Below are 21,139 nucleotides of genomic sequence, written 5' to 3' on the forward strand. Positions count from 1 at the left end.
AACGAAATACTGCGTTATAAACAAAATTATGTATTGGAGCGGGTGATGAGAATCGAACTCACGACATCAGCTTGGAAGGCTGAGGTTTTACCACTAAACTACACCCGCATCAATCTTTTAAAGACAACATCATTGCGTTGACTTTTATTATGTTACAACTTTCTTAACAATTCGTCAAGAGAATATGAAGATTTTTCGTCAAAAAAATTCATATTCTCCATATATATCACGATAGTTATTTGTCTAGCTGGATATAAAATAAATACGCATGTGAAATATGTTTCAGCGCTTGCTTTGGATTTTTTTCAATTTTATCAAGCATAGGAACATCGCCATTTTTCCCCATTGCCGCTGTGTACGCAATGAGTGCCTTATCTCCTGAAGCGACTTTAACAGATTCAGATTGTGCAGAGAAGACATAATCACTTACTTTGAATGGAAAGCTTGACGTCGCTTTCGTTATTCCGCCATTCTTCTTATCTGACCAAATGCTAAATTGTGAGTTGAATATATCTTTCTCATGACTTAGTTGAAAGAGTACATTCATCGTTTGGTCAGTTCCTTCCTGATGTAACGTAAAAGTCGAAGAAGATGCTTCCTTATCAACTAGCTGGCCATTTTTGTAGTGGCTCCCGATAAAAGTAATACTCTTATCATTCTTCGTTAATCCTTTAAGTGTAAGAGCTACTATTTCATTCGTCGTTGATGCCTCTAGTAAGTTTTTTTCTTTCTTTGTCAATTTCATTTTTTCAATCGTTACTTGGTTTTTAGAGTCAGACTCTGTTTCTATTTTAGAGACCGTTTTCTCTGTCGTTGTTGTTTCTGCAGCCTTCTCGCCGCATCCTGCTAATAGAAAAACAGTCAATAAAAGAATGCTCCATTTCTTAATCATTGATATCCCCTTTTATACTTTTATTTTTTATTATACTAAAATTTGGTTGATTATACAAAAAAGATTAGGAGAATTCTCCTAATCTTTCGCTTTTTTCTGTTTCATGGCTGATAGGAATGCCACAATGAGAAAACTGACAGCAAAAATGACAACCATATAAATAAAAAAGTTTGGTTTGATTTGGAACGTAAATGCAGACGAACCTTCCATCTCAAAAGCAAGACTGTTAAATAATAATTCATTATTTGTTTTTGATTGAAATAAGTGATAGAACAGAACACCAATGGTCAACATCGGAAAACCTAAGAAACCTAGGAAACTACCAACAATTGCACCTTGTTTCATTGCCTGAACGTTCATGATCGTTGTCCTCCCATTCCACCAAGCAATAACTGCTTCATAATAGACTTACCATCCCCCATAAACGGAAGAAGGTAGAGCAATTGAATAAAATACGTGATTGAAAAAATGAAAAACCCTGTCGAAATCGGATTTTCTTTTAGAAATAAAACAGTCACAATGATTCCGGCTGCGCCAATGAGCCCCGGCAAAAGCGGACCAAGCAGTGTAATCCACACCTGTTTTTTCTGAAACGGATCTAAAACAGGCCTCACAAATTTCACAGACATCATATCGCTCGCAAAAAAGCCTTGAGGACCATCCCGGCCGGCGAACTTCCGATGTGCATACCCATGTGCCGCCTCATGCAAGGCAGTTCCAGTAATTAACCCGAAATAAATAATCGTAAAATAAATGGCAATGGCTACAATCGATGGATCAGGAATAAATAAAAAGGCGATTCCCGCCATGATCATAAAGAGCACCCAGAAAAAGATGATTTTGCGCGTCACCATCAGCAGAGCCGTACCCAATATGTGAAGAAATGAATGACCCGTGCAGTCAAACCGCTCTTTCATCTTTACTTGATACTGCTTAAAAAATTGACAGAAGGCTGTGACAGTCCGATATGGCGATTGATAATGAATCGACAGCAAGTGATGCTGATTCAGCCCCATCATCAATTGATAAAAATCGCGGGCAATCACAGACTCATCGACCTGAAACAAATCGGCGAGTTCTGCCGTAATACTCGCCTCTGTCCTTTGACCATCCACTTTCGTTAACATATGATATGCACTTTCGTTAATTGGAAGTGAGCTTCCGTACTGCGTATCAGTCAAATGCCTTTTTTGTAAAGTCACATATGGCGCAAGTGCCGGCACCCGCTCAATCTTTAGCTTATTGTTAAGAAGTTGAATCATGTGAATACCTCCATGAAAAACCTTTATATATGGCAAAGATGAGCAGACATTCAAATCCTGCCACAAGCAGCCACTGAAGCATTTGACTCGATTCCCCTATCACATAGTTTCCAATAAATACAATCGGAATCATGATTAAAATAAGCGCTCCAAACGAGAAAATACCTGTGTAAGGATTATTTCGATCAAGGGGTAATAAAATACCTACCACATAAAAGAGAGCCGTTGCATTACACAAGACAGCAGCGCCAATCAACACGATCCATATCTGATCCGGGAGCGTCAGTGTTGTGATCATAAATAAAACAATTTGGATCACACCAACGAGCAAAAGTCCGAGAAACTTATAAAGAGCCACTTCCCACGGCCTTAGACCAAACGTTTTATACATCCCAAGCATACGTTTGTCATTGCCAAATGAATTAAAAGCTGTTAACCCAGCTAGCGCACATAAGACAAAAAAAGCTTCTCCTTCAAAGCGGAAGGCAAACTGATAACGGACAAATAAAATGACAATAAGGAGGATGAGAAAGTTTAAAATATTTTCTTCATTTCTCACTTGTGACTTTATTTCCTTTACAATGAGTGACCACTTTTTCGAAGATGAAAATGGTAGCTTGTGCAGAAAGGTTAACGCTTTTTTCTCAGCCATAATTGGCATTAAAGCAAGAGAAATAAATGCGCCTCCCGCAGATAATAAGATGAAGAGGACCAAAATCGCATAATTCACCCCGTCAGGAGACATCCCTTGTGCCGCTAAGAAAAACGGCGCTGTAAAATACATCAAATGATAATCAAACTGTACATATGATTGCTGTATTTGATTGATGTCGAAATGTGTCATTCCATACGCTACAACTAGCGCTAATAAAACAAATATCGCTGCAAACTTTTGCAACGGTAATTTTAATTTTAGTACGAGTAAATAAGTCACGTTGTAAATGAGCTGAAGCAGTGTTAAGACAAAGAGCGATTGCAACAGCACCATCAAAAAGAACGTAAGAATAAAGAAAATACCGATCCCTTGTGCAATAAAATTAGGTAAAAGCAAGATCCCGATGAAAAATAAAACAAGCCCTGTCACGACTGTCACCATCGGAATGAAGTAACCAAGACTTTTTTGAAAGGTAGACAGCGGAAACCAGCTGAGCTGCATAGAAAAACGATCTTGTTCAGGTGTTCTGACTTTGATCAGCACAAATAACAAGCTTGTAAAAATGGATGCATTGATTGCCATCGACACAACCAACAACCCAAGTGAACGTTCATCTCCATTTAAGAAAGCCTTCATAAAGACACCCGTAAAACTGTATCCGATGATGGCTCCCATTGTGACTGCAAACAAAAAGAATAAGACCACAATGATTCGCTTCGTTTGAGTATCAAAGAGCTTATACATCTCCTGCTGCCACATTTTAAGCATCATTTTAGAAATGATTAATGATTTCATCAAAATGTGCACCCCTATCACTTAACATTGAAGCTTTCAGAAACACCTGTTCCAATGTGCTTGATTGATACTTTTCTTTTAAGGCTGAAACCGTCCCTTCATCCATTTTATTTCCTTTAGAAATAATGGCGATCTTGTGGCACAGCTCTTCCGCTGAAAGCATATCATGCGTTGAAAGCAAGATTGCACCATGGTGCTCGGCATAACGTTTCATCAGTTTCTTTGTGTTTATAACCGCTTCAATATCAAGTCCTCTAAAGGGCTCATCCATGATCACTAATTGACTCTCAAGCATAAAGGCAGCAATCAGCTGTGTCTTTTTTTTCATTCCATGGGAATAGGTTTCAATCGGTCTTGATAAAGCTGATTCCATATCAAACAATTCAATTAGTTGATTTCTTCTTTGAATTGTTTTACATTCATACATAGAAGAAACAAAATCTAAATATTCAGCACCAGTCAATGCTTCAGGGAGCAGCAGATCATCTGGAACATAGGCGACTTGTTTTTTAAAGGATGGATCATCATTTGTGACATCCTTGATATGAATGGTTCCTTCTGTATGCTTAATGATGCCGAGTACACAGTTAATCATCGTTGTTTTACCGGATCCATTTGGTCCAGCCACAGCAACGATTTGATGAGGGGCAATTTTTAAATGAAAATCATTGACAGCAGTCACGTTATTTTTATACGTCTTGGTTAAATTCTCGATCGTAAACATATAACCTCCAAGTGTCTGCATATTCTTTAAAAACAGATCAGGCTAAACCGCCCGCCACAGACGGTTTAGCCCCGGTGTCTTATCTAAGAAGTAAAAAGATGAATCCTAAGTATAGCTACTTACATTCAATTTGGACTTTTAAGCCACTTTCCCACTGAACGGCTCCTGTAAAGCTACCCTTGCCGTTTGCTAAACACCAAACTGCTGCTCCTAGAACAACTGTTGCTCCCAATCCAAGAAGGACAGCAACAAATACTAAGAACCAAGCTTGGTCCATAATAGCAGGTTCCATAGTGGAATAGTCAACTTGCGGCGCTGCATAAGTCATACTTTTCACCTCCCAGCTTATGATGATCGTATCATAGGCGTCACACTCCAAACATCAACAGAAGATCCCATTTTTGACCGAACATATTTTCGTGTAAAATGTGACTTTTTATTCAATTGTTCATGTTCAACTGTATAAATTCTCCCTTTTTTACTATTTTTCACCACAACATAAGAACCACCAAACCCATATATTGGCAATAAATCCATCTTTTTTCTGCCTTTTTTCAAATAGTTCATTTTCATCATCTCTTCTATTTAATCTTTCATTTTTTTGAGATAGAAAGAATTCCCCCGATATATCAGATATAAAAGTCCTAATTATATGTCGTTAACACATCAAATACGACATATTAACTGATAATTCCGACAAAAGAGTGAGCATATTTTCCTTCTTCTCTTGTCTCTTAAAATATGTATATACAAGAAATCCTGTTGGGAAAAAAGCCCTTGCCTTCTTCCACAGCACATATCATTTTACTTGCACCTCTTTCTATAAAAAAAGCAAAGCAGCCCGACACAAGTATGACTGCTTTGCTTTCATTTATGAGGAACTTGCAGCAGAGGCTGTATCAGGAAAGTAATTGTTCCCAATAATTTCACCAGCAGGAACGTGTGGTCCTGCATCACCATTTCTTTTAAATGGGAGAAGCGGGAAAACAAGTTCTGCTAAATAATAAGATTCTTCTAAGTGCGGATAACCAGAAAAGATAAATGTATCAATACCTAGAGACTGATATTCTATTATACGTTCTGCTACTGTATGCGGGTCCCCGACGAGCGCTGTTCCTGCCCCGCCTCTAACTAAGCCAATGCCTGCCCAAAGATTAGGGCTAATTTCAAGCTTCTCTTTATTCCCTTGATGTAATTCAACCATTCGTTTTTGCCCTACTGAGTCCATCCCTTGTAAAGTCTTTTGCGCCTCATCAATAGTCTCTTGATCTAAATGACGAATCAGATGTTCCGCTGCCTGCCAAGCTTCATCTTCCGTTTCTCTCACGATCACATGAAGTCGAATACCAAACCTCACCGTTCTTCCTTCTTTTTCAGCCTGCTTTTTCACTTGTGCGATTTTCTCTTTTACTTGTGCAGGAGGCTCGCCCCAAGTTAAATAAACATCTGTATGTTTTGCAGCGGCTTGAATGCCTGCTTCTGATGATCCTCCAAAAAAAACGGGTGGATGTGGTGTTTGAGCTGGTGGAAATAGCAGACGTCCATTTTGTGCTTGCAGATGCTTCCCTTGAAACTGAACATTCTCTCCTTTCAATAACCGCTTCCAGATGGTCAAAAATTCTTCTGTTGCCTCATAGCGTTCATCATGAGAAATGAATAGCCCGTCTCCTTCAAGTTCTTCTTTACTTCCTCCCGCTACAACATTGATCAGCAGTCTCCCGCCTGAAAGCCGATCAAATGTGGAGGTCATTCTAGCAGCAACAGACGGCTGCATCAACCCTGGCCGAAGAGCCACAAGAAACTTTAAATGAGTTGTCTCTGCAGCTAAAGCGGCCGCTGTCAGCCATGGATCTTCACAAGATCTACCTGTAGGCAGCAAGACCCCTGTGTACCCAAGCTGATCGGCAGCTTGAGCAATTTGTTTAAAATACGGATAGTCTGCCTGTCTTGCCCCTTTCGATGATCCTAAATAACGCCCATCCCCATGCGTTGGAATAAACCATAGAATATTCATCATATCGCCTCCTATTATTTTTCACCTTGATAACTTGTGCGCCATTTGAGCAGTCGCTTTTCTAACAGCCGTACAAATGAATCAGTCATCTTACCAACTACCGCAAAGATGATAATCCCTACAAACACTTTATCCGTTTGCGAGAATTGTCTTGCATCCATAATCATGTAGCCGACTCCACTACTCGACCCCATCAATTCAGCCACCACTAAACCAAGCCAGGCAATGCCTAATGAAAGCCTCACGCCCAGAAGAATATGAGGAAGGGCAGCAGGTAAAATGAGCTTTGTGATATTTTGATACAGATTAAACTCTAAAGCGCGAGCCACATCGAACAGCTTGTTATCTACACTGCGAATTCCTAGAAAGGTATTGATATAGATCGGAAAAAAAGCCCCAAGTGCAATCAATAAAATTTTCGCTGATTCATCAAAACCAAACCAAAGAATAAATAAAGGAGTCACCGCTAAATGAGGAACTGTTCTCAGCATTTGCAAGGTCGGATCTACATACTGCTCGGTTTTCCTAGAAAAACCGACACACAGACCCATCACAAGTCCTAAACCTCCCCCAAGTAAAAACCCGCATATTGCTCTGTAGAGACTGATGTAAAGATGGCCAAACAGCTCACCGGAACGAATCAACTCACGAAAAGATTCCGCAATGACAGTGGGTGCAGGTAGTACAGTAGAAGAAACGATTTGGGAAGCAGCAGCTCCCTGCCAAATCGCAATGAGTAAAGCAGGTAATACAAGTCCTTTTAACATGATGAAGGATGAAGCTTTTCTCCTTTTTTTCTTCATTCGCTCGGTTTTAGTCACAAGGGCTGGGTTAGATGCAGCTTTCATCAACTCTTCTCCTCTTTCAGCATTTTTTCAATAAACGAATTATCTACCACCTGATTGACATCAATCTTCCGCTGAATCGCCTTTGTTTGATATTGAAAATCAGCTGTATGCTGCTGGGCGTTTATGATTTTCTTAGAAATGGGCTCATTGAGCGGCTCTGTATTGTTTAATACTTGTGTCACCACCTTCTGATCTAATTGTTTCAAACGAGCATAAAGTGTAATGGCTTCCTGTTGATGATCTTTCTGCCATTTCACCGCTTTGTCATATACTTTTAAAAATTGCACCACTAGTTCAGGGTACTCATCGGCAAACTTGGTTCTGACAAGTGTGAATCCAGGTGAATATAAATCGGTCGCTTCTCCATTAACCAGTAGCTTTGCTCCCTTTTCTATCGTTTCAAGTGATAAGAACGGCTCCCAGATCGACCAAGCATCAACTGACCCATTTTCAAACGCAGATATTGCCTCATCCGGCTGAAGCTGAATGATCTGGACATCCTTTGCAGATAAACCTGCCTGATCTAATACTTTGTATAAAAAGTCAAAACCACTGCTTCCTTTGGCAACGGCGATTTTTTTCCCTTTTAAATCTTCTACTTTTTGAATCTCACTGTTCTTATTCACTAAAATCCCATTCGCCTTTAACCCATCCTGAGATAAACCAATTTCCTTAAAATCAATACCTGCTGCCTGACCAGCTATAACAGGTGAATTACCAACCTGTGAAAAATCTAATTGATTGGCGGCGAGCCCTTCGAATTGGGGAGGACCACTTTGGAACTCCACCCACTTGACTTTCATACCTTCTTTTTCAAATGATTGCTCAAACCACCCTTTTTCCTTTGCTAAAAGAAGTGGGCTTAGACTTTGCTGAATCCCAATCCGAACCTCTTTCGGCTTGTCTTCTGATCCATTCGCTGCTTGACCACACCCAGCTAATACAAGGAGGATACCCAGAAAGAGAACGATCCTTTTTTGCCTTTTCATTCGATTTGACCTCCTTAAATTCCTGAGCCATTCGTCAGTAACAGCTCATCTGTTTTCTCAAATTCTGAAAGCACCTTTTGTCTTAAGCTCTGAAAAGCTGTTGACGTTCTATTCCTCGGGAATGGTAAGTTCACGGGAAGGATTTTATGAATTCGGCCGGGTCTTGCTTGTAACAGCACAATTTCATTGGCTAAATAAATGGATTCGTCAATATCATGAGTGACAAGCACCATCGTTGTTCTTTTCTCCTGCCAAATATCCAGCAGCACATCCTGTAAGTGTTTCCGTGTAAATGCATCTAGCGCACCAAAAGGTTCATCAAGCAATAAAATCTCCGGATCACGCAGGAGTGCTCTTGCAATAGCAACACGTTGTGACATCCCGCCTGAAAGCTCATGTGGATAGGCGTGTTCAAAACCTTTTAACCGAACAATTTCAATTAATTCATCCACTTTGCGGCGAACAGCCGCCTGTTTTAAATTGAAATTGGCAGCGATATTTTCTTCGACCGTCAGCCATGGAAACAAGCGATGCTCTTGAAAGATAAAGCCCTGTTTCATTCCTGGTTCTACCACACGCCTTTCTCCTATCACGATCTCCCCATCATAATCTGTATCAAGGCCTCCAATCATCTTCAGCAATGTACTTTTCCCGCAACCGCTCGGACCAATCACCGTCACGAATTCACCAGGAACGATGGTGAACCTTACGTTTTCAAGCACTTGAATGGTTTGTTTGTCTTTCCAAAAAGACTTATCCACAATATCAACGGAAATAGTCAATGCAAGTTCACTCCTCTTGTCATCAGATAGATACACAGAAAGACCCTTATCCCAAAAGAGAGATAAGAGCCTTCGTGTTGTCCGATCAGCTATTCATATTGAGTTGTTAGCACCATCCTAAATCATATTATTCCTATGAATCAACTATATTTTATAAAATAGTTATTTCGACCTTGTATGCTTTTCATCAATACGATCGTAAATCTCTTCTATTCGTTCTTGATTGCTGTAAATTTCATATTTGTTCCGCTCAATCAAAATGTCTAATGTGATATCCAAATGTTTTCTGTATTTTTTTCGTTTTTTCTTTTTCTCCATCTTCATCTTCCCTTCAGATTAAAATAAAAAAAGGCCCTTCACTCATGCCTGAGTGAACGAGCCTTCGGTTGACCGATCAGCAATTCTTGTTGGTATTTTCAGTATGCTTATGTTAATACATACTATTCCGACATGTCAACTATATTTATTGTTTTTTCAGATTTATCTAAAAAATGATTGACCGGGCAGTAAACAAGATTTATAGTCTTATTAAATATTTCTTATTAAAGTAGTTGGTTTTATCTAACAAAAGGAGGATACACACATGTCAGAAGAACTTCAATTTCGTTTAGAAACAAAAGCAATACACGCAGGTCAAGAACTGGACTCAGCCACCTATTCAAGAGCTGTACCTATTTACCAAACAAGCTCTTTCGGTTTTAGAGATAGTGAGCATGCGGCGAATTTATTTGGACTTCAGGAACCCGGTAATATTTATTCACGTATTATGAACCCGACAAATGATGTGTTTGAAAAACGGATCGCTGAGCTTGAAGGCGGAATTGGTGCACTTGCTGTCTCCTCAGGACAAGCAGCGACCACTTACTCCATTTTAAACATTGCAGGAGCTGGTGACGAAATCGTATCCTCCAGCAGTCTGTATGGCGGCACATATAATTTATTTGCTCATACCTTGAAAAAGCTTGGAATAACAGTAAAGTTTGTGGATTCCTCAAACCTTGAAGAACTTGAAGCAGCCATTACAGATAAAACAAAAGCAGTGTATGCAGAGAGCATCGGAAATCCAAAAGGCGACATTTTACATATTGAAGCCGTATCAGCCATTGCACACAAGCACCACATCCCTCTAATTGTGGATAACACACTTGCAAGCCCTTATTTGTTAAGACCGATTGAATTTGGCGCAGACATTGTCGTCCATTCAGCGACGAAATTCATCGGCGGCCACGGCACATCCATTGGCGGAGTCATCGTCGACAGCGGCAAGTTTCCTTGGGGTGATAGCGATAAGTTCAAAGGCCTGACTGAACCAGACCCAAGCTATCATGGCCTGACGTATACGGAAGCGATTGGTGAAGCGGCTTATATTACAAAAGCACGTGTACAGCTCTTACGTGATCTAGGGGCGGCTTTATCACCATTCAACTCATTTTTACTCTTGCAAGGCTTAGAAACCTTGCATCTTCGCCTTGAACGCCACAGTGAAAATGCATTGAAGACAGCACAATTTTTACAAGATCATCCTCTTGTAGAATGGGTCAGCTATCCAGGTCTTGAAGGCCATGAATCCTTTGAGCTGGCTCAAACTTATTTACCAAAAGGACAAGGTGCCATCCTCACATTCGGCATTAAAGGTGGCAAAGACGCAGGAAAAAAACTCATTGATTCGGTTCAGCTTTTCTCACATCTTGCAAACGTAGGCGACTCTAAGTCACTCATCATCCACCCTGCCAGCACAACGCATCAGCAATTAAGTGAAGCAGAGCAAAAAGCCACAGGGGTGACACCAGAACTTATTCGTTTATCTGTTGGAACAGAAGCGATTGAAGATATTCTGGCAGATCTAGAACAGGCGATTTCAAAAAGTCAGTCTTAACCAAACAAAAAAAGCACACGCCTGTGTGCTTTTTCTTATTGATTAGTGATTGATTAAGCGAATATCTTGGAAGGGATAAAACACGAATGATGTTGTCCCTTGAATGTCACTCTTTGTAAAAAGACCTAAACCATTGCGACTGTCCATTGAGTTTTGGCGATTGTCACCCATGACAAAGTACTTTCCTTTAGGGACTGTAAGAGGACCAAAATCAGGTGTCAACAAGGTGCCATCTGCGGCAGCTTTCTTTTTGTTTGATGCTAAATAAGGCTCCGCCACTTTTTGACCGTTCACATATAGCTGGTCATTTTTCATTTCGATTTTATCACCAGGTAAACCAATCAATCGTTTCACATAGTGAGTACTGCGGTCTTCCCCATCAAGAACAATGATCTGTCCGCGTTTATAATCGCCGAAGTAATCGACTGTTTTATTCACAAACACCCGCTCTGTATCATGCAGTGTCGGTTCCATAGAAGTCCCCTTCACAATATACGGTGCGAATAAAAAGTTACGAATGATAAAAACAGCAATAAATGCGATTAAGATGGCTTTGATCCAGCCCCATAATTCTGATTTCTTTTTTTGTGTTTTTGTATTTGTTGTCATAAGCTCCTCCTGAAATCCCCTAGGACAAAATGAGTTTATCGCCAGCTGACCGCTGACGCCACGCTTGTTTCTCCCTAAATATAAACATATTTTGCCAACAAATCAAGCTGTAAGAGAGAAAAAGGCAAGCACCTTTCTGTGCTTGCCCAAAACTCAGTTAGTTAGCAGAAGAATCCGCTTCTGTCTCTTTGTTTGTTTTACCATAGAAATAATCAGATGGATTCACTGGTTTAAAATCAGATAGCTTATGGAATCGAAGAAGATCCCTGTACAGTACTTTATCTGACAGGCTTAACTGATTATCAACACGGGCTTTAATCGCTTCTGTCTTTTTGTTTTGTTTCACCACTTTACCCGTTTTTGTATCGTAGACCGTATTATCTACAAGGGTATATTTTGGTGTCACATAGTTTCCGTTACGGAATGCAACAGTTTGATCGTGCTTCTTAGAGAATAAATCTGTTCCAAAATTCACGTACTCATTTGAATCAATACCTTGTAAGTGAAGAAGCGTTGGCATCACGTCTACTTCACCGCCATACGTATGATTCACACCGCCTTGTTTCCCAGGGATACGAATCATGAGCGGTACACGCTGATTTTGTGCATTTTGATATGGCGTAATTTCTTTCCCTTGAATCTCACTCATTGCACGGTTATGGTTCTCAGAAATACCGTTATGGTCACCATATAATAGAATCACTGAGTCTTTATACAGACCCGATTTTTTCAAGTCCTTAAAGAATTGTTCTAATGACTCATCCAAGTATCTCGCTGTTTGGAAATAATTATCCACTGTTTTATCGCCAGTTGTTGCCTTAGCGATTGTCGCATCTTTCTCATCTAAATTAAATGGATAATGGTTGGTCAATGTCATTAAGTGTGCATAAAATGGCTTTTTCATTGATTCTAACATTGGGATTGATTCTTTAAAGAATGGTTTATCCTTCAGACCCATGTTTACAAGGTTTTCTTCATCCATGTTGTAATAAGATGCATCGAAGAATTGATCAATTCCCATATGTTTATAAATCGTGTCACGGTTCCAGAAAGATTTATAATCCCCGTGAAGCACTGCACTCGTATAACCTGCTTTTTGATCTAAGATGGCAGGAAGTGATTGGAAGGTATTTTCACCTTTTGTCACAAACGCTGCACCCTCTGGTAAGCCAAACATACTATTATCCATCATGAGCTCAGCATCAGAAGTCTTCCCTTGACCAGTCTGGTGGAAGAAGTTATCAAAATACGTAAAATCTTCTTTTCCATGAGCTAGTTTGTTTAAAAACGGCGTCACTTCTTCTCCATTTAACTTGTAGTCAATTAAAAATGACTGGAAGCTTTCTAAATGGATTTTGATGATGTTTTTTCCTTTTGCTTGACCAAAGTATTCTGCATTTGGTTTCGCATAGTGAGAGGTCGTATAGTTCACGACATCCGTTAAATCATCACTGCTCGCATTTGCTACCTGCGTTGCATTTTGTGCGGTTTGCACGCCGTCATAAATCGCATAGTTATAAACACCTAAATATTTCACAATATACTTATGATCAAATGTTCTCGTCAATAATTCTGGACGATCTTTTTCAGCTAAGTGTAGGTTAACGAAGAACAGTCCAACACCTGCAGCCACAATCAGCAGTGCGAAAGTTTTTTTCATTTGGAACTTCTTCACTTCTGGTCTCCAAATGACAATGGCAATTAAAATGATGATATCAAGGAAGTACAAAAGGTCATGCGGCTTAATACTTGCTAACACACCGCCGGTCATACCTCCCCCAAGATTACCGGCTTGTTTCATTGTCGGGAATGTTAAAAAATCATCAAAGAAACGATAGTACGCTACATTCGCATATAAAAGTGCGGTCATAATAAAATCAATGACAATTAAAACAATGGCCGATTTACGCCCCTTCAAAAAGAGAGCAAGTCCTAAAAACACGATGGCTGAACTAAATGGATTTAATAAGAGAAGACCCTCTTGAAAAGATCCCTTCACTCCTAAATTAAAGTCCATTTTGTAGGCTGTGTACGATTTTGCCCAAAATAAAAGGACAGCCAAAACAAAAAAGCTATATTTGTTCGCAAATATTTTTTTCATAAAACCTCTTCTTTCTTATTTTCGATCTGATATAAATGAAATCATAAAAAATTTACATTGATTTTGCAAATGTAAATCTTCTGCACCAAGCATTCCGATGCTCTTTTCTCCGCAGGTTACATGTGCTCCTTTAATATAACGAATAAGAAGCATCATAAGTTTCAAAAAAAATACGAGTAAATAAAAGGAAAAATATCCATTTACATTAAATTTACTGCCTCTACATGTTTCAGAGAATGATGAAGGTTTTGTAAATCACTCAGTACTACTTTACTTTTTTCATCTAATCGTGTCAAAGTAATTATAAAGAAAAGGAAGAATCACCTAGGCTTTTCGACTCACTTAGCCAAATTTATACAAAATCCGAACCGATTTGCTTTTTTATTGTGACTCAACCTCCTACAATCCATGTATCCTCTCTGCTGCCACATACCTAAAAAACAGTTTTAAGCAAAAAAAGCTTGATTTCCCCTGCCAATGTACGGTGTGATAAAGGTATAGCTCCATCAAATAAATCAAGCTGGGGGACATCCTATGAAATCAAACAAACAAATCAACATATTTGAACAAAGATTCTCAGAAGAAGTGATAGACATCATGGCTGTTACAGGACCTTCTGGAGTCGGCGCAGGAAAAGCAGGAAAAGAGACTCTTTGGACTGCTTCAATCCCGCTCATTGCATGGAAGGAAAAAGACCGCATCATAAACGAAAAAGTGAGACTGTGCTGGTTAACAGATGAAAAGGGATTACGAGAAAAACAAGCGCAATTACATAAAGAATCTATCGTCACACTTCAAGTACGTAAAGGTGAAGGTGAATTTATGCTCGTTTCACTTGTTGATACAGATACTGAAGATAAGGAACTTCAAGAAATATTAGAAGAAGCTCAACAACCTATCTTTTACCACGATGACAAGCTGGGTACCTTTGAATTAGTGAAAGGACTAGACTTATTTGAAACAACCATCCAGTGGGGCAATGAGGAGTGCCTTCTTTACTTAAATCTTGAAGAAGAGGAAGAAATGAATGACTCTCTGAAAACGGCTAGACAACTCGTAGAAGAGCAGACAACATGGGATGCCTCCATGAAGTCATATGCAGCAAATCAGCTGATTGAACTAGCAAAAGATTGGCAGGAACAAGACGACTCCGCTGAAAATTCAGAAGAGATCACACCGGATCAATTTATCAGCCGCATCTCTCTTGAAAGCCTCCATGCTTATCCAAATGGAGAATTCGAAGCCTACTATCATGACGGAGATTTATTTTGGGGACATGTCATCATTGTCTCTGGCAATATGAATGGAACGTTTCAAGATGCACACATTGCTGGCTAAAAAATGGGAGATGGATAAATGAAGATCAAAGCTTTTGACGAATTAAATCAACTAGGAAAAACACCTATTGTAGCCAAAATAGGCGGGTTTCGCCCTGATCCTTCTAAGTACAGCTGGTTTGCTGGTCATTTTTTCATCCAACGTGATAAAGGGTGGCCGGCAGATCAAGATGGAGCTATGATTCCCATTTTACAAATGTATTTACCCGAAGTACCAGGGGGAATGAACGGCTTTGATGAATGTAAGATGATTCAAATTTTCATCAACAAGAAAACCCTTCCGATCGATATCGCCAAAAACGGTGAGGGCTGGAAACTCATTGAATATTCATCAATGGAAGGATTAGAAATCGCTGAGACCCCTGAAGACGTGAAAGAAATTAAACCTTTTCAGATAGAGTGGCTCGAAGGGGAACAACCGGATTATCCATGCTGGGAGGAAGCTTGGTCATACGTTGACTTATCAGAGGTTAATGAAAGTGAAGAAGCGACAGATCATTTCTTCGAGCATTACTCAAACTACTCGTTCACAAAAATCGGTGGATACGGAGCTTACATCCAATCTCCTCCCCACCAGATGTCAGGAGAATTCATGCTGCAAATCGCCTCAGAAGAAAAACCTCGGTTCATGATTGGTGATAACGGCACGATGTATTTCTATTACGACAAAAACAATAAAGAATGGTTCATGCACTGGGATTGTTTTTAAACTGATTGAATGGAACCTTTCCCCTTTCTAAACGTAATAAACGATATGAAGGGGGCCAGAGGTATGGGATTCATTTTAGACATCTTCAATCTTGCTCTGTATATCCCTTTTTTACAGGTAGATGAAGATGATATATCAAAAAATGCAGCACAGCTAAAAAAATACAGCTGGTTTCAAGCGTTATTAAGTGATCAAACGAGTAGAGAACTGATCATTTATAATCAACGAGTCCGCCGTGTAATTGGTCAATTCAAGACGAATAAACTCCATAAGAAGCCATACAACATCAGATGCGAACGAAAGGTACAACAAGCCATACACCGTGCCATGTAAAAACACGGAAAGAGCCGCACTTAGCTGTGGCTCTTTTCGTACAAATGTAATAAATCCTTTTGAAGAAAACAATTGACGCTCGGACAACTCTCCCCGTATATTATGTATAAATCCATCTTTTTTTAGAAAAGGGGGCCTCACATGCGCTTGTTTAAGAACTGGAGAAAAAAGCAGCACAAACAGCCGATTACTTCAGATACGCAAGAAGACAGCATCCCAATTAACTTTTCCACTCTTCCCTTTGGCACAGACACCGTAGATGATTTTTTGTTCAACTTAGACCTAACCTCAAAACTGATAGATCCATACAAAGAAGCAGACACGAACAAATAGAACCTAAACTTTCGTGAACCCTCATCCAATATTGGATGATTTTTTTATACTTAGAGGAAGGTGTACCCCCTATGAAGACATATTATTTCGTCAGGCACTGTCAAGCAGATGGACAATCCGAGGATGCGTCTTTAACGCCTCAAGGCATCACACAATCGCATGAACTCGCACAGTTTTTTTCCGGCATTCAGCTCAACCACATCATCTCAAGTCCTTATAAACGAGCGATTCAAACCGTTGAGCCCCTTGCTCATGCCAAACAGATCAAGGTACAAATGGATAAGCGTCTCTCTGAACGTAGGTTAAGCAGTCAACCAATGAAGGATTGGTATGAAAAACTAAAGCTCAGTTTTTCGGACTTGCATATGACCTGTGAAGGCGGAGAATCGAGCCAAGAAGCGATGAATCGTATTGTAGAGGCACTCTATGAACAAATAAAATTAGGAAGAGATCATACTTTATTCGCCACTCATGGCAATATTATGAGCCTGCTTCTAAAACACGCCGATCCTGCAATTGGATTCAAGGAGTGGGAACAACTAAGCAATCCAGATGTCTACATCCTGAAATATTTTAAACCAGACCATGTAGAAATAGAAAGAATATGGCATAAATAAAAAAGGCAGGGTTGATCCCTGCCTTTTTCTTATGAAAAACAACTATTGGTGATAGTAAAATGTCTGTACCCACTCATAGGGCTTCTTACGATCCGCACACCATTTCACAAAGCCTCTTGTCTGCGTCTGCTGAAATTCCTTCCAGTCCGATAAAAGCTGGTTATAGTAGACTGCTAGTTTTTCAACATTGGTTTGAACCTTTTTATCTTCGATCAGTTTCATGACATCTTGAATCCCTTGAATTCGCTCATGATCTTTCTCATAGGTGCTTAAATAAAGATCTTCATGTATATGATGAAACGAATACCACAAAGCCGAGAAATAGGTTTCGCAAATTTGAACAATCACTCGCTGCTCTTTGCTGCCTCCCAGCTCTAGTGCCTTCAATAAATAGGGCAGCCCTTCCCCCTGATGCACAAACAAGCCTTGCCAGCGATACGGTCTCACATCCATTGGATCAATATTTTCCCACTCTTGAAGAACAGGGCGGATCACCCCATTTACCAATGGATACACAAGCAAATGATGACCATCCTCAAAACGTTCAATGTAATCAAACAGCCAAGCAACAAATGAACGCCGTGCTGTAAATTCGTTCTTATTCATCTCTTCAACAAAAGACTGAAGAACCTTTAACGCATCTTTACGCAGACCCTGTTCTTTCCTGACACAGTACTGTCTAAAAAGCGGATAATCATGTGATCGCTCATCTTCAATAATAGTCTGTAGTATCGTCTTCGTTTGCAAGATAACAACTCCGCCTCTTTACATTCATTCTATTGAACTATTATAACCAATTGTAACATCCACATGAAACTAGTAAAAAGATGAGTTGTCCTTTTTCTTTTATAAAACCCTTGGCATCCTCAAATCCATTCTTTTCTGTGTTCATGAATGAATTGTATGTCTTTTTGATAATGTTCAAGGTGCCCCTCATGAATCATTTTTTGAAAGGCTCTATCCCCTTCACTCGCTTTTCGCTTCATGTATTGACATAAACCTTCTAAACGCAGCAGCACCATATCCACATAATCTTCTGCTATGTCCTCACCATAAGCTTCAAAAAACAGTTTGACTCTATACTTTATATGGCCTGCATGTTCTAATGAATGATAATTTACGACCTCCCCTGTTTCAGTACGAAAAAGTCTACTGAGGGGCACACATGTATAAAGGGTATATGCAATATCCCAAAGCCTTGGGCCAGGAGCAGCTACATCAAAATCAATGATTCCCACTGGCTTTTTATTGTTGAAAATGATGTTGTACATCGCAAAATCATTATGGCACACAACCTCTATGTTATTAGGCGTATTGTCCATTCGTTCCCAATCGTCTGAAATGGGAAAATCATAAACAGCATCATGGTACAGTCTAAGCATTTTCGCTATTTCTTTTAAAGCATTGTGAGAGCACATGTATTCTTTTAAGGGATCATGACCGGCCACACCTTCAATGAAGGACAAGATCTCTCTACCTTTTTCATCAACCCCTAAAAATGTTGGAGCATAGGAGAAATTCTTTTTTTCTAAATGCTTTAGCAGCTTTTGTATATTCATATTGTCTGACTTTACCTCTCTGCGAACCGTATCTCCCGAACGATATACGTTCGAGACATTTCCACCTGTCAATAACTCTTCATGATCATTTTGTTTTTTCATAACTTCTCCTCCAAACTGGGTCACAATGATGATGCCAGCTAAAGATGCGTATATACCCACAAATATTCATTTAGTTACACAAAGGTAATTCACTGTTTTATGTGAATGCGCTAATCAATTTTGTTTCCTTATATGGTTAAATGTATCGTATCAAATGTTGCAAATCATCTAAAGTTTATTCTGTTAAAAGTAGTACATGCTCATTCTCTTCTAATAGGATTCTATTTTCATCTAAATAACTCATTTAAACCACAAAAAAACGTTTCACCACGAGGGTGAAACGTTAGGTTCACGGTAAAAATCAAACTTTTAATAGATACCGGTGGCCGGAGTCGAACCGGCACTCCGTGATAAATTTTTCCAAAAAGGCAAGGTATACCCTCTTAAGGTAAAGCAGCCGTTAATGAAATAAGAATTAAAGTTCTTCTTGATATATTGCTGATTTTATCGGCTTTAAAGTCAAAGGAATTTTAAACTCATGAATACTTTCAATATGATTAAAAAAATGATCTATATCGTCATAATCCATTGACCATTCTTCTACCACCTTTAACTTTTTTAACTCGCTTGTTGGTTTAAATAAAAATTCACAGTGCAGTTGTTCCATGTGAGAATAATCATCTTCTTCATAAATTGTAAACTGACGTACAAAATCAAAATGAAATAGTTCCTCTCCTGTAAAATCATAGACACCACACTGAAATAAAATTTCTTTATCTTCTTCGCCCTCAACGGTCTCCTTTGAAAAAGCCTTAAATGTTTCCCAAACCTTTTTTATCTCATCGGTCTCTTCACCGATGCTATCTTTAAGATAACTTTCAGCATTTTTAACCGTAATCATTACAACACCTCCTATGTACAATTGATCCAATCCATCTTCAATTGTCCTGCCTCTTTAGTTTAATCATAAGGTAACCATCAATAAAGTAAAAGTTAATCTCCTTTGAACACAATTTGTAGAAAGACGTTTTAAACGTTAATATTCCTTAATTCTTCTGTAATTGACGATAATAAAGAATATCTTAAACTAGATGCCGGTGGCAGGGGTCGAACCGACACTCCAGAGGAACACGATTTTGAGTCGTACTTGAACGTCTGAACCCTTGAACCATTGGTATTATGCCATTTATTCAACATTTCTTAAAATAAAGATGCTAACAAATTAGATTTTGCATAGCATATTTCTTCTTTATACACTAATACATCCGATGCATTACATGTTACTCGTTTCCCTTGTATATCCCAAGAATGAGATATTTCATCACGAACATACTCATAAGCAAGTTTTGTCTTTTCAATTTCAGTTTGAGCCGGAATAAAAAGTTCATCTGCTTTCGACCTAATAATAGGATTAGTATATTTGACTTGGTTTAATTCAAGCAAATAATCTTATGTTTTTTCACTTTCACATATCAAATGCATGAAATTCACCCTCCAATCGATAATTTTTTAACCAAGTTTTTTCATCATTGAAACAATTTTTATACTTAAACCATTTTGCTTATGTACAACTTCCTCATCGTAGATGCTATACCCCATTGAACTATACAATTTTATGTTTCTAGTCACAGTCATACGAACTTTGCAGAATATACTAGTTAATTCTTCTTGTACTGCAAAATATTCTAAAAAACTTAATAATTTTTTTGCAATACCATAACCCTGCATTTCTGGAATTACTGATAGTCTATAAAAATATAAACTATCTTCTTTTATTTTAAATCGAACCATTCCAACTGGCTGATTATCAATATAACAAATTAAACTCCTCTCTCCTTCTTTTAAGGCAATTAAAACGGATTGCACAGTTTCCTCCAAAGCACTTGAAGGTGGCACTTCGTCCTTATACTCCATAAATGCCTTTATCATTAAATCATGTATTACCGATGTATCTGATAAATTAGCAAACCTTATCTCCAAATATGTCCCTCCTTTAACATTCTTGTTTAATGACAGGTATGTACACGATATATTTATAAGAATCGTAATGAAGATAAATAAAAAACGTTCCTTACAAAGTGTAAGAAACGTTGATTTCATCGTATTTACTACCGATGATATAGATACCGGTGGCCGGGGTCGAACCGGCACTCCGTGAGGAACACGATTTTGAGTCGTGCGCGTCTGCCAATTCCGCCACACCGGCATGATCATTAAAGAGCGCAACATATAATAATAAAAAATGGTGCCGAGGGCCGGACTTGAACCGGCACGGTAGTCACCTACCGCAGGATTTTAAGTCCTGTGTGTCTGCCAATTCCACCACCCCGGCAGTTTTTTCAAAAAAGGCGACACCCGGATTTGAACCGGGGATAAAGGTTTTGCAGACCTCTGCCTTACCACTTGGCTATGCCGCCATAATTGGAGCGGAAGACGGGATTCGAACCCGCGACCCCCACCTTGGCAAGGTGGTGTTCTACCACTGAACTACTTCCGCATATCAACTGGGCTAGCTGGATTCGAACCAACGCATGACGGAGTCAAAGTCCGTTGCCTTACCGCTTGGCTATAGCCCAATAATAAAATGGGGCGATTGATGGGAATCGAACCCACGAGTGCCAGAGCCACAATCTGGTGCGTTAACCACTTCGCCACAACCGCC

At 39.3% G+C, this 21,139-nt stretch carries 24 protein-coding genes and 7 tRNA genes; 6 read left to right on the top strand and 25 right to left on the bottom strand.

Annotated elements, in window-relative coordinates:
* Positions 1-34: 34 nt before the first annotated feature.
* From ACTJJQ_RS02785 to ACTJJQ_RS02845, 13 genes are all read right to left on the bottom strand, one after another.
* Positions 35-108 (bottom strand) — tRNA-Gly (locus tag ACTJJQ_RS02785).
* Positions 109-235: 127 nt separating this feature from the next.
* Positions 236-892 carry a hypothetical protein gene (locus tag ACTJJQ_RS02790; RefSeq protein WP_098681062.1) on the bottom strand — a complete coding sequence of 219 codons (657 nt, stop codon included), beginning with the start codon at positions 890-892 and terminating at the stop codon, positions 236-238.
* Positions 893-970: 78 nt separating this feature from the next.
* Positions 971-1,252: a hypothetical protein gene (locus ACTJJQ_RS02795; RefSeq protein WP_008349089.1), complete on the bottom strand. Its 282-nt coding sequence runs from the start codon at positions 1,250-1,252 to the stop codon at positions 971-973.
* Positions 1,249-2,154, bottom strand: a complete 906-nt coding sequence (locus ACTJJQ_RS02800; RefSeq protein WP_017366900.1) for a PqqD family protein — start codon at positions 2,152-2,154, stop codon at positions 1,249-1,251. Before ACTJJQ_RS02800 ends, ACTJJQ_RS02795 begins: the two co-directional genes overlap by 4 nt.
* Positions 2,138-3,604, bottom strand: a complete 1,467-nt coding sequence (locus tag ACTJJQ_RS02805) for a hypothetical protein (RefSeq protein ID WP_061418478.1) — start codon at positions 3,602-3,604, stop codon at positions 2,138-2,140. Before ACTJJQ_RS02805 ends, ACTJJQ_RS02800 begins: the two co-directional genes overlap by 17 nt.
* On the bottom strand, positions 3,582-4,328 hold the full coding sequence (locus ACTJJQ_RS02810; protein ID WP_008349096.1) for an ABC transporter ATP-binding protein: 747 nt from the start codon (positions 4,326-4,328) through the stop codon (positions 3,582-3,584). The genes ACTJJQ_RS02805 and ACTJJQ_RS02810 overlap by 23 nt, the downstream gene beginning before the upstream one ends.
* A gap of 115 nt (positions 4,329-4,443) precedes the next feature.
* On the bottom strand, positions 4,444-4,656 hold the full coding sequence (locus ACTJJQ_RS02815) for a hypothetical protein (protein ID WP_003211695.1): 213 nt from the start codon (positions 4,654-4,656) through the stop codon (positions 4,444-4,446).
* Positions 4,657-4,673: 17 nt separating this feature from the next.
* Positions 4,674-4,895: a hypothetical protein gene (locus ACTJJQ_RS02820; RefSeq protein WP_046343034.1), complete on the bottom strand. Its 222-nt coding sequence runs from the start codon at positions 4,893-4,895 to the stop codon at positions 4,674-4,676.
* A 304-nt stretch (positions 4,896-5,199) separates the two neighbouring features.
* Positions 5,200-6,342 carry an FMNH2-dependent alkanesulfonate monooxygenase gene (gene ssuD / locus ACTJJQ_RS02825; RefSeq protein WP_017360383.1) on the bottom strand — a complete coding sequence of 381 codons (1,143 nt, stop codon included), beginning with the start codon at positions 6,340-6,342 and terminating at the stop codon, positions 5,200-5,202.
* Positions 6,343-6,356: 14 nt separating this feature from the next.
* The gene (locus ACTJJQ_RS02830; RefSeq protein WP_224559741.1) at positions 6,357-7,145 is read right to left on the bottom strand and encodes an ABC transporter permease; all 789 of its coding nucleotides are present in this window, start codon (positions 7,143-7,145) and stop codon (positions 6,357-6,359) included.
* Between the two features lie 44 nt (positions 7,146-7,189).
* Complete coding sequence (locus ACTJJQ_RS02835) at positions 7,190-8,179, bottom strand: aliphatic sulfonate ABC transporter substrate-binding protein (protein ID WP_035392610.1); 990 nt, start codon at positions 8,177-8,179, stop codon at positions 7,190-7,192.
* 14 nt (positions 8,180-8,193) lie between these two features.
* Positions 8,194-8,961 (bottom strand): ABC transporter ATP-binding protein, encoded by a 768-nt coding sequence (locus ACTJJQ_RS02840; protein ID WP_224559676.1) that lies wholly within the window; start codon positions 8,959-8,961, stop codon positions 8,194-8,196.
* 162 nt (positions 8,962-9,123) lie between these two features.
* The gene (locus tag ACTJJQ_RS02845) at positions 9,124-9,279 is read right to left on the bottom strand and encodes an FbpB family small basic protein (RefSeq protein ID WP_034647783.1); all 156 of its coding nucleotides are present in this window, start codon (positions 9,277-9,279) and stop codon (positions 9,124-9,126) included.
* A 265-nt stretch (positions 9,280-9,544) separates the two neighbouring features.
* On the opposite strand from ACTJJQ_RS02845, the gene ACTJJQ_RS02850 reads away from it, so the two are divergent.
* Positions 9,545-10,837: a homocysteine synthase gene (locus tag ACTJJQ_RS02850; protein WP_019743963.1), complete on the top strand. Its 1,293-nt coding sequence runs from the start codon at positions 9,545-9,547 to the stop codon at positions 10,835-10,837.
* A 42-nt stretch (positions 10,838-10,879) separates the two neighbouring features.
* On the opposite strand, the gene lepB is transcribed toward ACTJJQ_RS02850, so the two are convergent.
* Positions 10,880-11,446 (bottom strand): signal peptidase I, encoded by a 567-nt coding sequence (gene lepB, locus ACTJJQ_RS02855; protein WP_039170157.1) that lies wholly within the window; start codon positions 11,444-11,446, stop codon positions 10,880-10,882.
* A gap of 157 nt (positions 11,447-11,603) precedes the next feature.
* Positions 11,604-13,547, bottom strand: coding sequence for an LTA synthase family protein (locus tag ACTJJQ_RS02860; protein WP_007497007.1), 1,944 nt, complete (start codon positions 13,545-13,547; stop codon positions 11,604-11,606).
* A gap of 534 nt (positions 13,548-14,081) precedes the next feature.
* On the opposite strand from ACTJJQ_RS02860, the gene ACTJJQ_RS02865 reads away from it, so the two are divergent.
* The 5 genes from ACTJJQ_RS02865 to ACTJJQ_RS02885 all read left to right on the top strand — a co-directional run bounded on the left by ACTJJQ_RS02865 (position 14,082) and on the right by ACTJJQ_RS02885 (position 16,876).
* Entirely contained in the window at positions 14,082-14,885 is an 804-nt protein-coding gene (locus ACTJJQ_RS02865; protein ID WP_440599931.1) for a DUF2262 domain-containing protein, read from the top strand.
* 18 nt (positions 14,886-14,903) lie between these two features.
* Positions 14,904-15,593 carry a DUF1963 domain-containing protein gene (locus ACTJJQ_RS02870; RefSeq protein WP_440599932.1) on the top strand — a complete coding sequence of 230 codons (690 nt, stop codon included), beginning with the start codon at positions 14,904-14,906 and terminating at the stop codon, positions 15,591-15,593.
* A gap of 63 nt (positions 15,594-15,656) precedes the next feature.
* Positions 15,657-15,926, top strand: a complete 270-nt coding sequence (locus tag ACTJJQ_RS02875) for a hypothetical protein (protein ID WP_440599933.1) — start codon at positions 15,657-15,659, stop codon at positions 15,924-15,926.
* A gap of 141 nt (positions 15,927-16,067) precedes the next feature.
* Positions 16,068-16,259, top strand: coding sequence for a hypothetical protein (locus ACTJJQ_RS02880; protein WP_008349128.1), 192 nt, complete (start codon positions 16,068-16,070; stop codon positions 16,257-16,259).
* A gap of 71 nt (positions 16,260-16,330) precedes the next feature.
* On the top strand, positions 16,331-16,876 hold the full coding sequence (locus ACTJJQ_RS02885) for a histidine phosphatase family protein (RefSeq protein WP_039170147.1): 546 nt from the start codon (positions 16,331-16,333) through the stop codon (positions 16,874-16,876).
* A gap of 42 nt (positions 16,877-16,918) precedes the next feature.
* On the opposite strand, the gene ACTJJQ_RS02890 is transcribed toward ACTJJQ_RS02885, so the two are convergent.
* The 10 genes from ACTJJQ_RS02890 to ACTJJQ_RS02935 form a co-directional block, all read right to left on the bottom strand.
* Entirely contained in the window at positions 16,919-17,623 is a 705-nt protein-coding gene (locus ACTJJQ_RS02890; RefSeq protein WP_440599934.1) for a hypothetical protein, read from the bottom strand.
* Positions 17,624-17,742: 119 nt separating this feature from the next.
* Positions 17,743-18,537 (bottom strand): phosphotransferase, encoded by a 795-nt coding sequence (locus tag ACTJJQ_RS02895; RefSeq protein WP_440599935.1) that lies wholly within the window; start codon positions 18,535-18,537, stop codon positions 17,743-17,745.
* A gap of 415 nt (positions 18,538-18,952) precedes the next feature.
* Positions 18,953-19,378 carry a hypothetical protein gene (locus tag ACTJJQ_RS02900; RefSeq protein WP_440599936.1) on the bottom strand — a complete coding sequence of 142 codons (426 nt, stop codon included), beginning with the start codon at positions 19,376-19,378 and terminating at the stop codon, positions 18,953-18,955.
* A gap of 608 nt (positions 19,379-19,986) precedes the next feature.
* Positions 19,987-20,457 (bottom strand): GNAT family N-acetyltransferase, encoded by a 471-nt coding sequence (locus ACTJJQ_RS02905; RefSeq protein ID WP_108611608.1) that lies wholly within the window; start codon positions 20,455-20,457, stop codon positions 19,987-19,989.
* Positions 20,458-20,601: 144 nt separating this feature from the next.
* Positions 20,602-20,683 (bottom strand) — tRNA-Leu (locus ACTJJQ_RS02910).
* A 37-nt stretch (positions 20,684-20,720) separates the two neighbouring features.
* Positions 20,721-20,809, bottom strand: a tRNA-Leu gene (locus tag ACTJJQ_RS02915).
* Between the two features lie 14 nt (positions 20,810-20,823).
* Positions 20,824-20,894, bottom strand: a tRNA-Cys gene (locus ACTJJQ_RS02920).
* Positions 20,895-20,899: 5 nt separating this feature from the next.
* A tRNA-Gly gene (locus ACTJJQ_RS02925) sits at positions 20,900-20,974 on the bottom strand.
* 7 nt (positions 20,975-20,981) lie between these two features.
* Positions 20,982-21,053: transfer RNA gene (locus ACTJJQ_RS02930), tRNA-Gln, on the bottom strand.
* A gap of 9 nt (positions 21,054-21,062) precedes the next feature.
* A tRNA-His gene (locus ACTJJQ_RS02935) sits at positions 21,063-21,138 on the bottom strand.
* Position 21,139: the final 1 nt, after the last annotated feature.

Source organism: Bacillus sp. 22483, assembly GCF_052044605.1.
Lineage (GTDB): Bacteria > Bacillota > Bacilli > Bacillales > Bacillaceae > Bacillus > Bacillus altitudinis.

What these genes read in the sequence shown, in the direction of transcription:
- ACTJJQ_RS02835 (WP_035392610.1), bottom strand. Translation starts at nt 8,179, where the DNA reads ATGAAAAGGCAAAAAAGGATCGTTCTCTTTCTGGGTATCCTCCTTGTA.
- ACTJJQ_RS02860 (WP_007497007.1), bottom strand. Translation starts at nt 13,547, where the DNA reads ATGAAAAAAATATTTGCGAACAAATATAGCTTTTTTGTTTTGGCTGTC.
- ssuD (WP_017360383.1), bottom strand. Translation starts at nt 6,342, where the DNA reads ATGAATATTCTATGGTTTATTCCAACGCATGGGGATGGGCGTTATTTA.
- ACTJJQ_RS02830 (WP_224559741.1), bottom strand. Translation starts at nt 7,145, where the DNA reads ATGAAGAAAAAAAGGAGAAAAGCTTCATCCTTCATCATGTTAAAAGGA.
- ACTJJQ_RS02870 (WP_440599932.1), top strand. Translation starts at nt 14,904, where the DNA reads ATGAAGATCAAAGCTTTTGACGAATTAAATCAACTAGGAAAAACACCT.
- ACTJJQ_RS02805 (WP_061418478.1), bottom strand. Translation starts at nt 3,604, where the DNA reads ATGAAATCATTAATCATTTCTAAAATGATGCTTAAAATGTGGCAGCAG.
- lepB (WP_039170157.1), bottom strand. Translation starts at nt 11,446, where the DNA reads ATGACAACAAATACAAAAACACAAAAAAAGAAATCAGAATTATGGGGC.
- ACTJJQ_RS02795 (WP_008349089.1), bottom strand. Translation starts at nt 1,252, where the DNA reads ATGAACGTTCAGGCAATGAAACAAGGTGCAATTGTTGGTAGTTTCCTA.
- ACTJJQ_RS02895 (WP_440599935.1), bottom strand. Translation starts at nt 18,537, where the DNA reads ATGAAAAAACAAAATGATCATGAAGAGTTATTGACAGGTGGAAATGTC.
- ACTJJQ_RS02800 (WP_017366900.1), bottom strand. Translation starts at nt 2,154, where the DNA reads ATGATTCAACTTCTTAACAATAAGCTAAAGATTGAGCGGGTGCCGGCA.
- ACTJJQ_RS02865 (WP_440599931.1), top strand. Translation starts at nt 14,082, where the DNA reads ATGAAATCAAACAAACAAATCAACATATTTGAACAAAGATTCTCAGAA.
- ACTJJQ_RS02845 (WP_034647783.1), bottom strand. Translation starts at nt 9,279, where the DNA reads ATGGAGAAAAAGAAAAAACGAAAAAAATACAGAAAACATTTGGATATC.
- ACTJJQ_RS02820 (WP_046343034.1), bottom strand. Translation starts at nt 4,895, where the DNA reads ATGAACTATTTGAAAAAAGGCAGAAAAAAGATGGATTTATTGCCAATA.
- ACTJJQ_RS02810 (WP_008349096.1), bottom strand. Translation starts at nt 4,328, where the DNA reads ATGTTTACGATCGAGAATTTAACCAAGACGTATAAAAATAACGTGACT.
- ACTJJQ_RS02900 (WP_440599936.1), bottom strand. Translation starts at nt 19,378, where the DNA reads ATGATTACGGTTAAAAATGCTGAAAGTTATCTTAAAGATAGCATCGGT.
- ACTJJQ_RS02815 (WP_003211695.1), bottom strand. Translation starts at nt 4,656, where the DNA reads ATGACTTATGCAGCGCCGCAAGTTGACTATTCCACTATGGAACCTGCT.
- ACTJJQ_RS02875 (WP_440599933.1), top strand. Translation starts at nt 15,657, where the DNA reads ATGGGATTCATTTTAGACATCTTCAATCTTGCTCTGTATATCCCTTTT.
- ACTJJQ_RS02885 (WP_039170147.1), top strand. Translation starts at nt 16,331, where the DNA reads ATGAAGACATATTATTTCGTCAGGCACTGTCAAGCAGATGGACAATCC.
- ACTJJQ_RS02850 (WP_019743963.1), top strand. Translation starts at nt 9,545, where the DNA reads ATGTCAGAAGAACTTCAATTTCGTTTAGAAACAAAAGCAATACACGCA.
- ACTJJQ_RS02880 (WP_008349128.1), top strand. Translation starts at nt 16,068, where the DNA reads ATGCGCTTGTTTAAGAACTGGAGAAAAAAGCAGCACAAACAGCCGATT.
- ACTJJQ_RS02790 (WP_098681062.1), bottom strand. Translation starts at nt 892, where the DNA reads ATGATTAAGAAATGGAGCATTCTTTTATTGACTGTTTTTCTATTAGCA.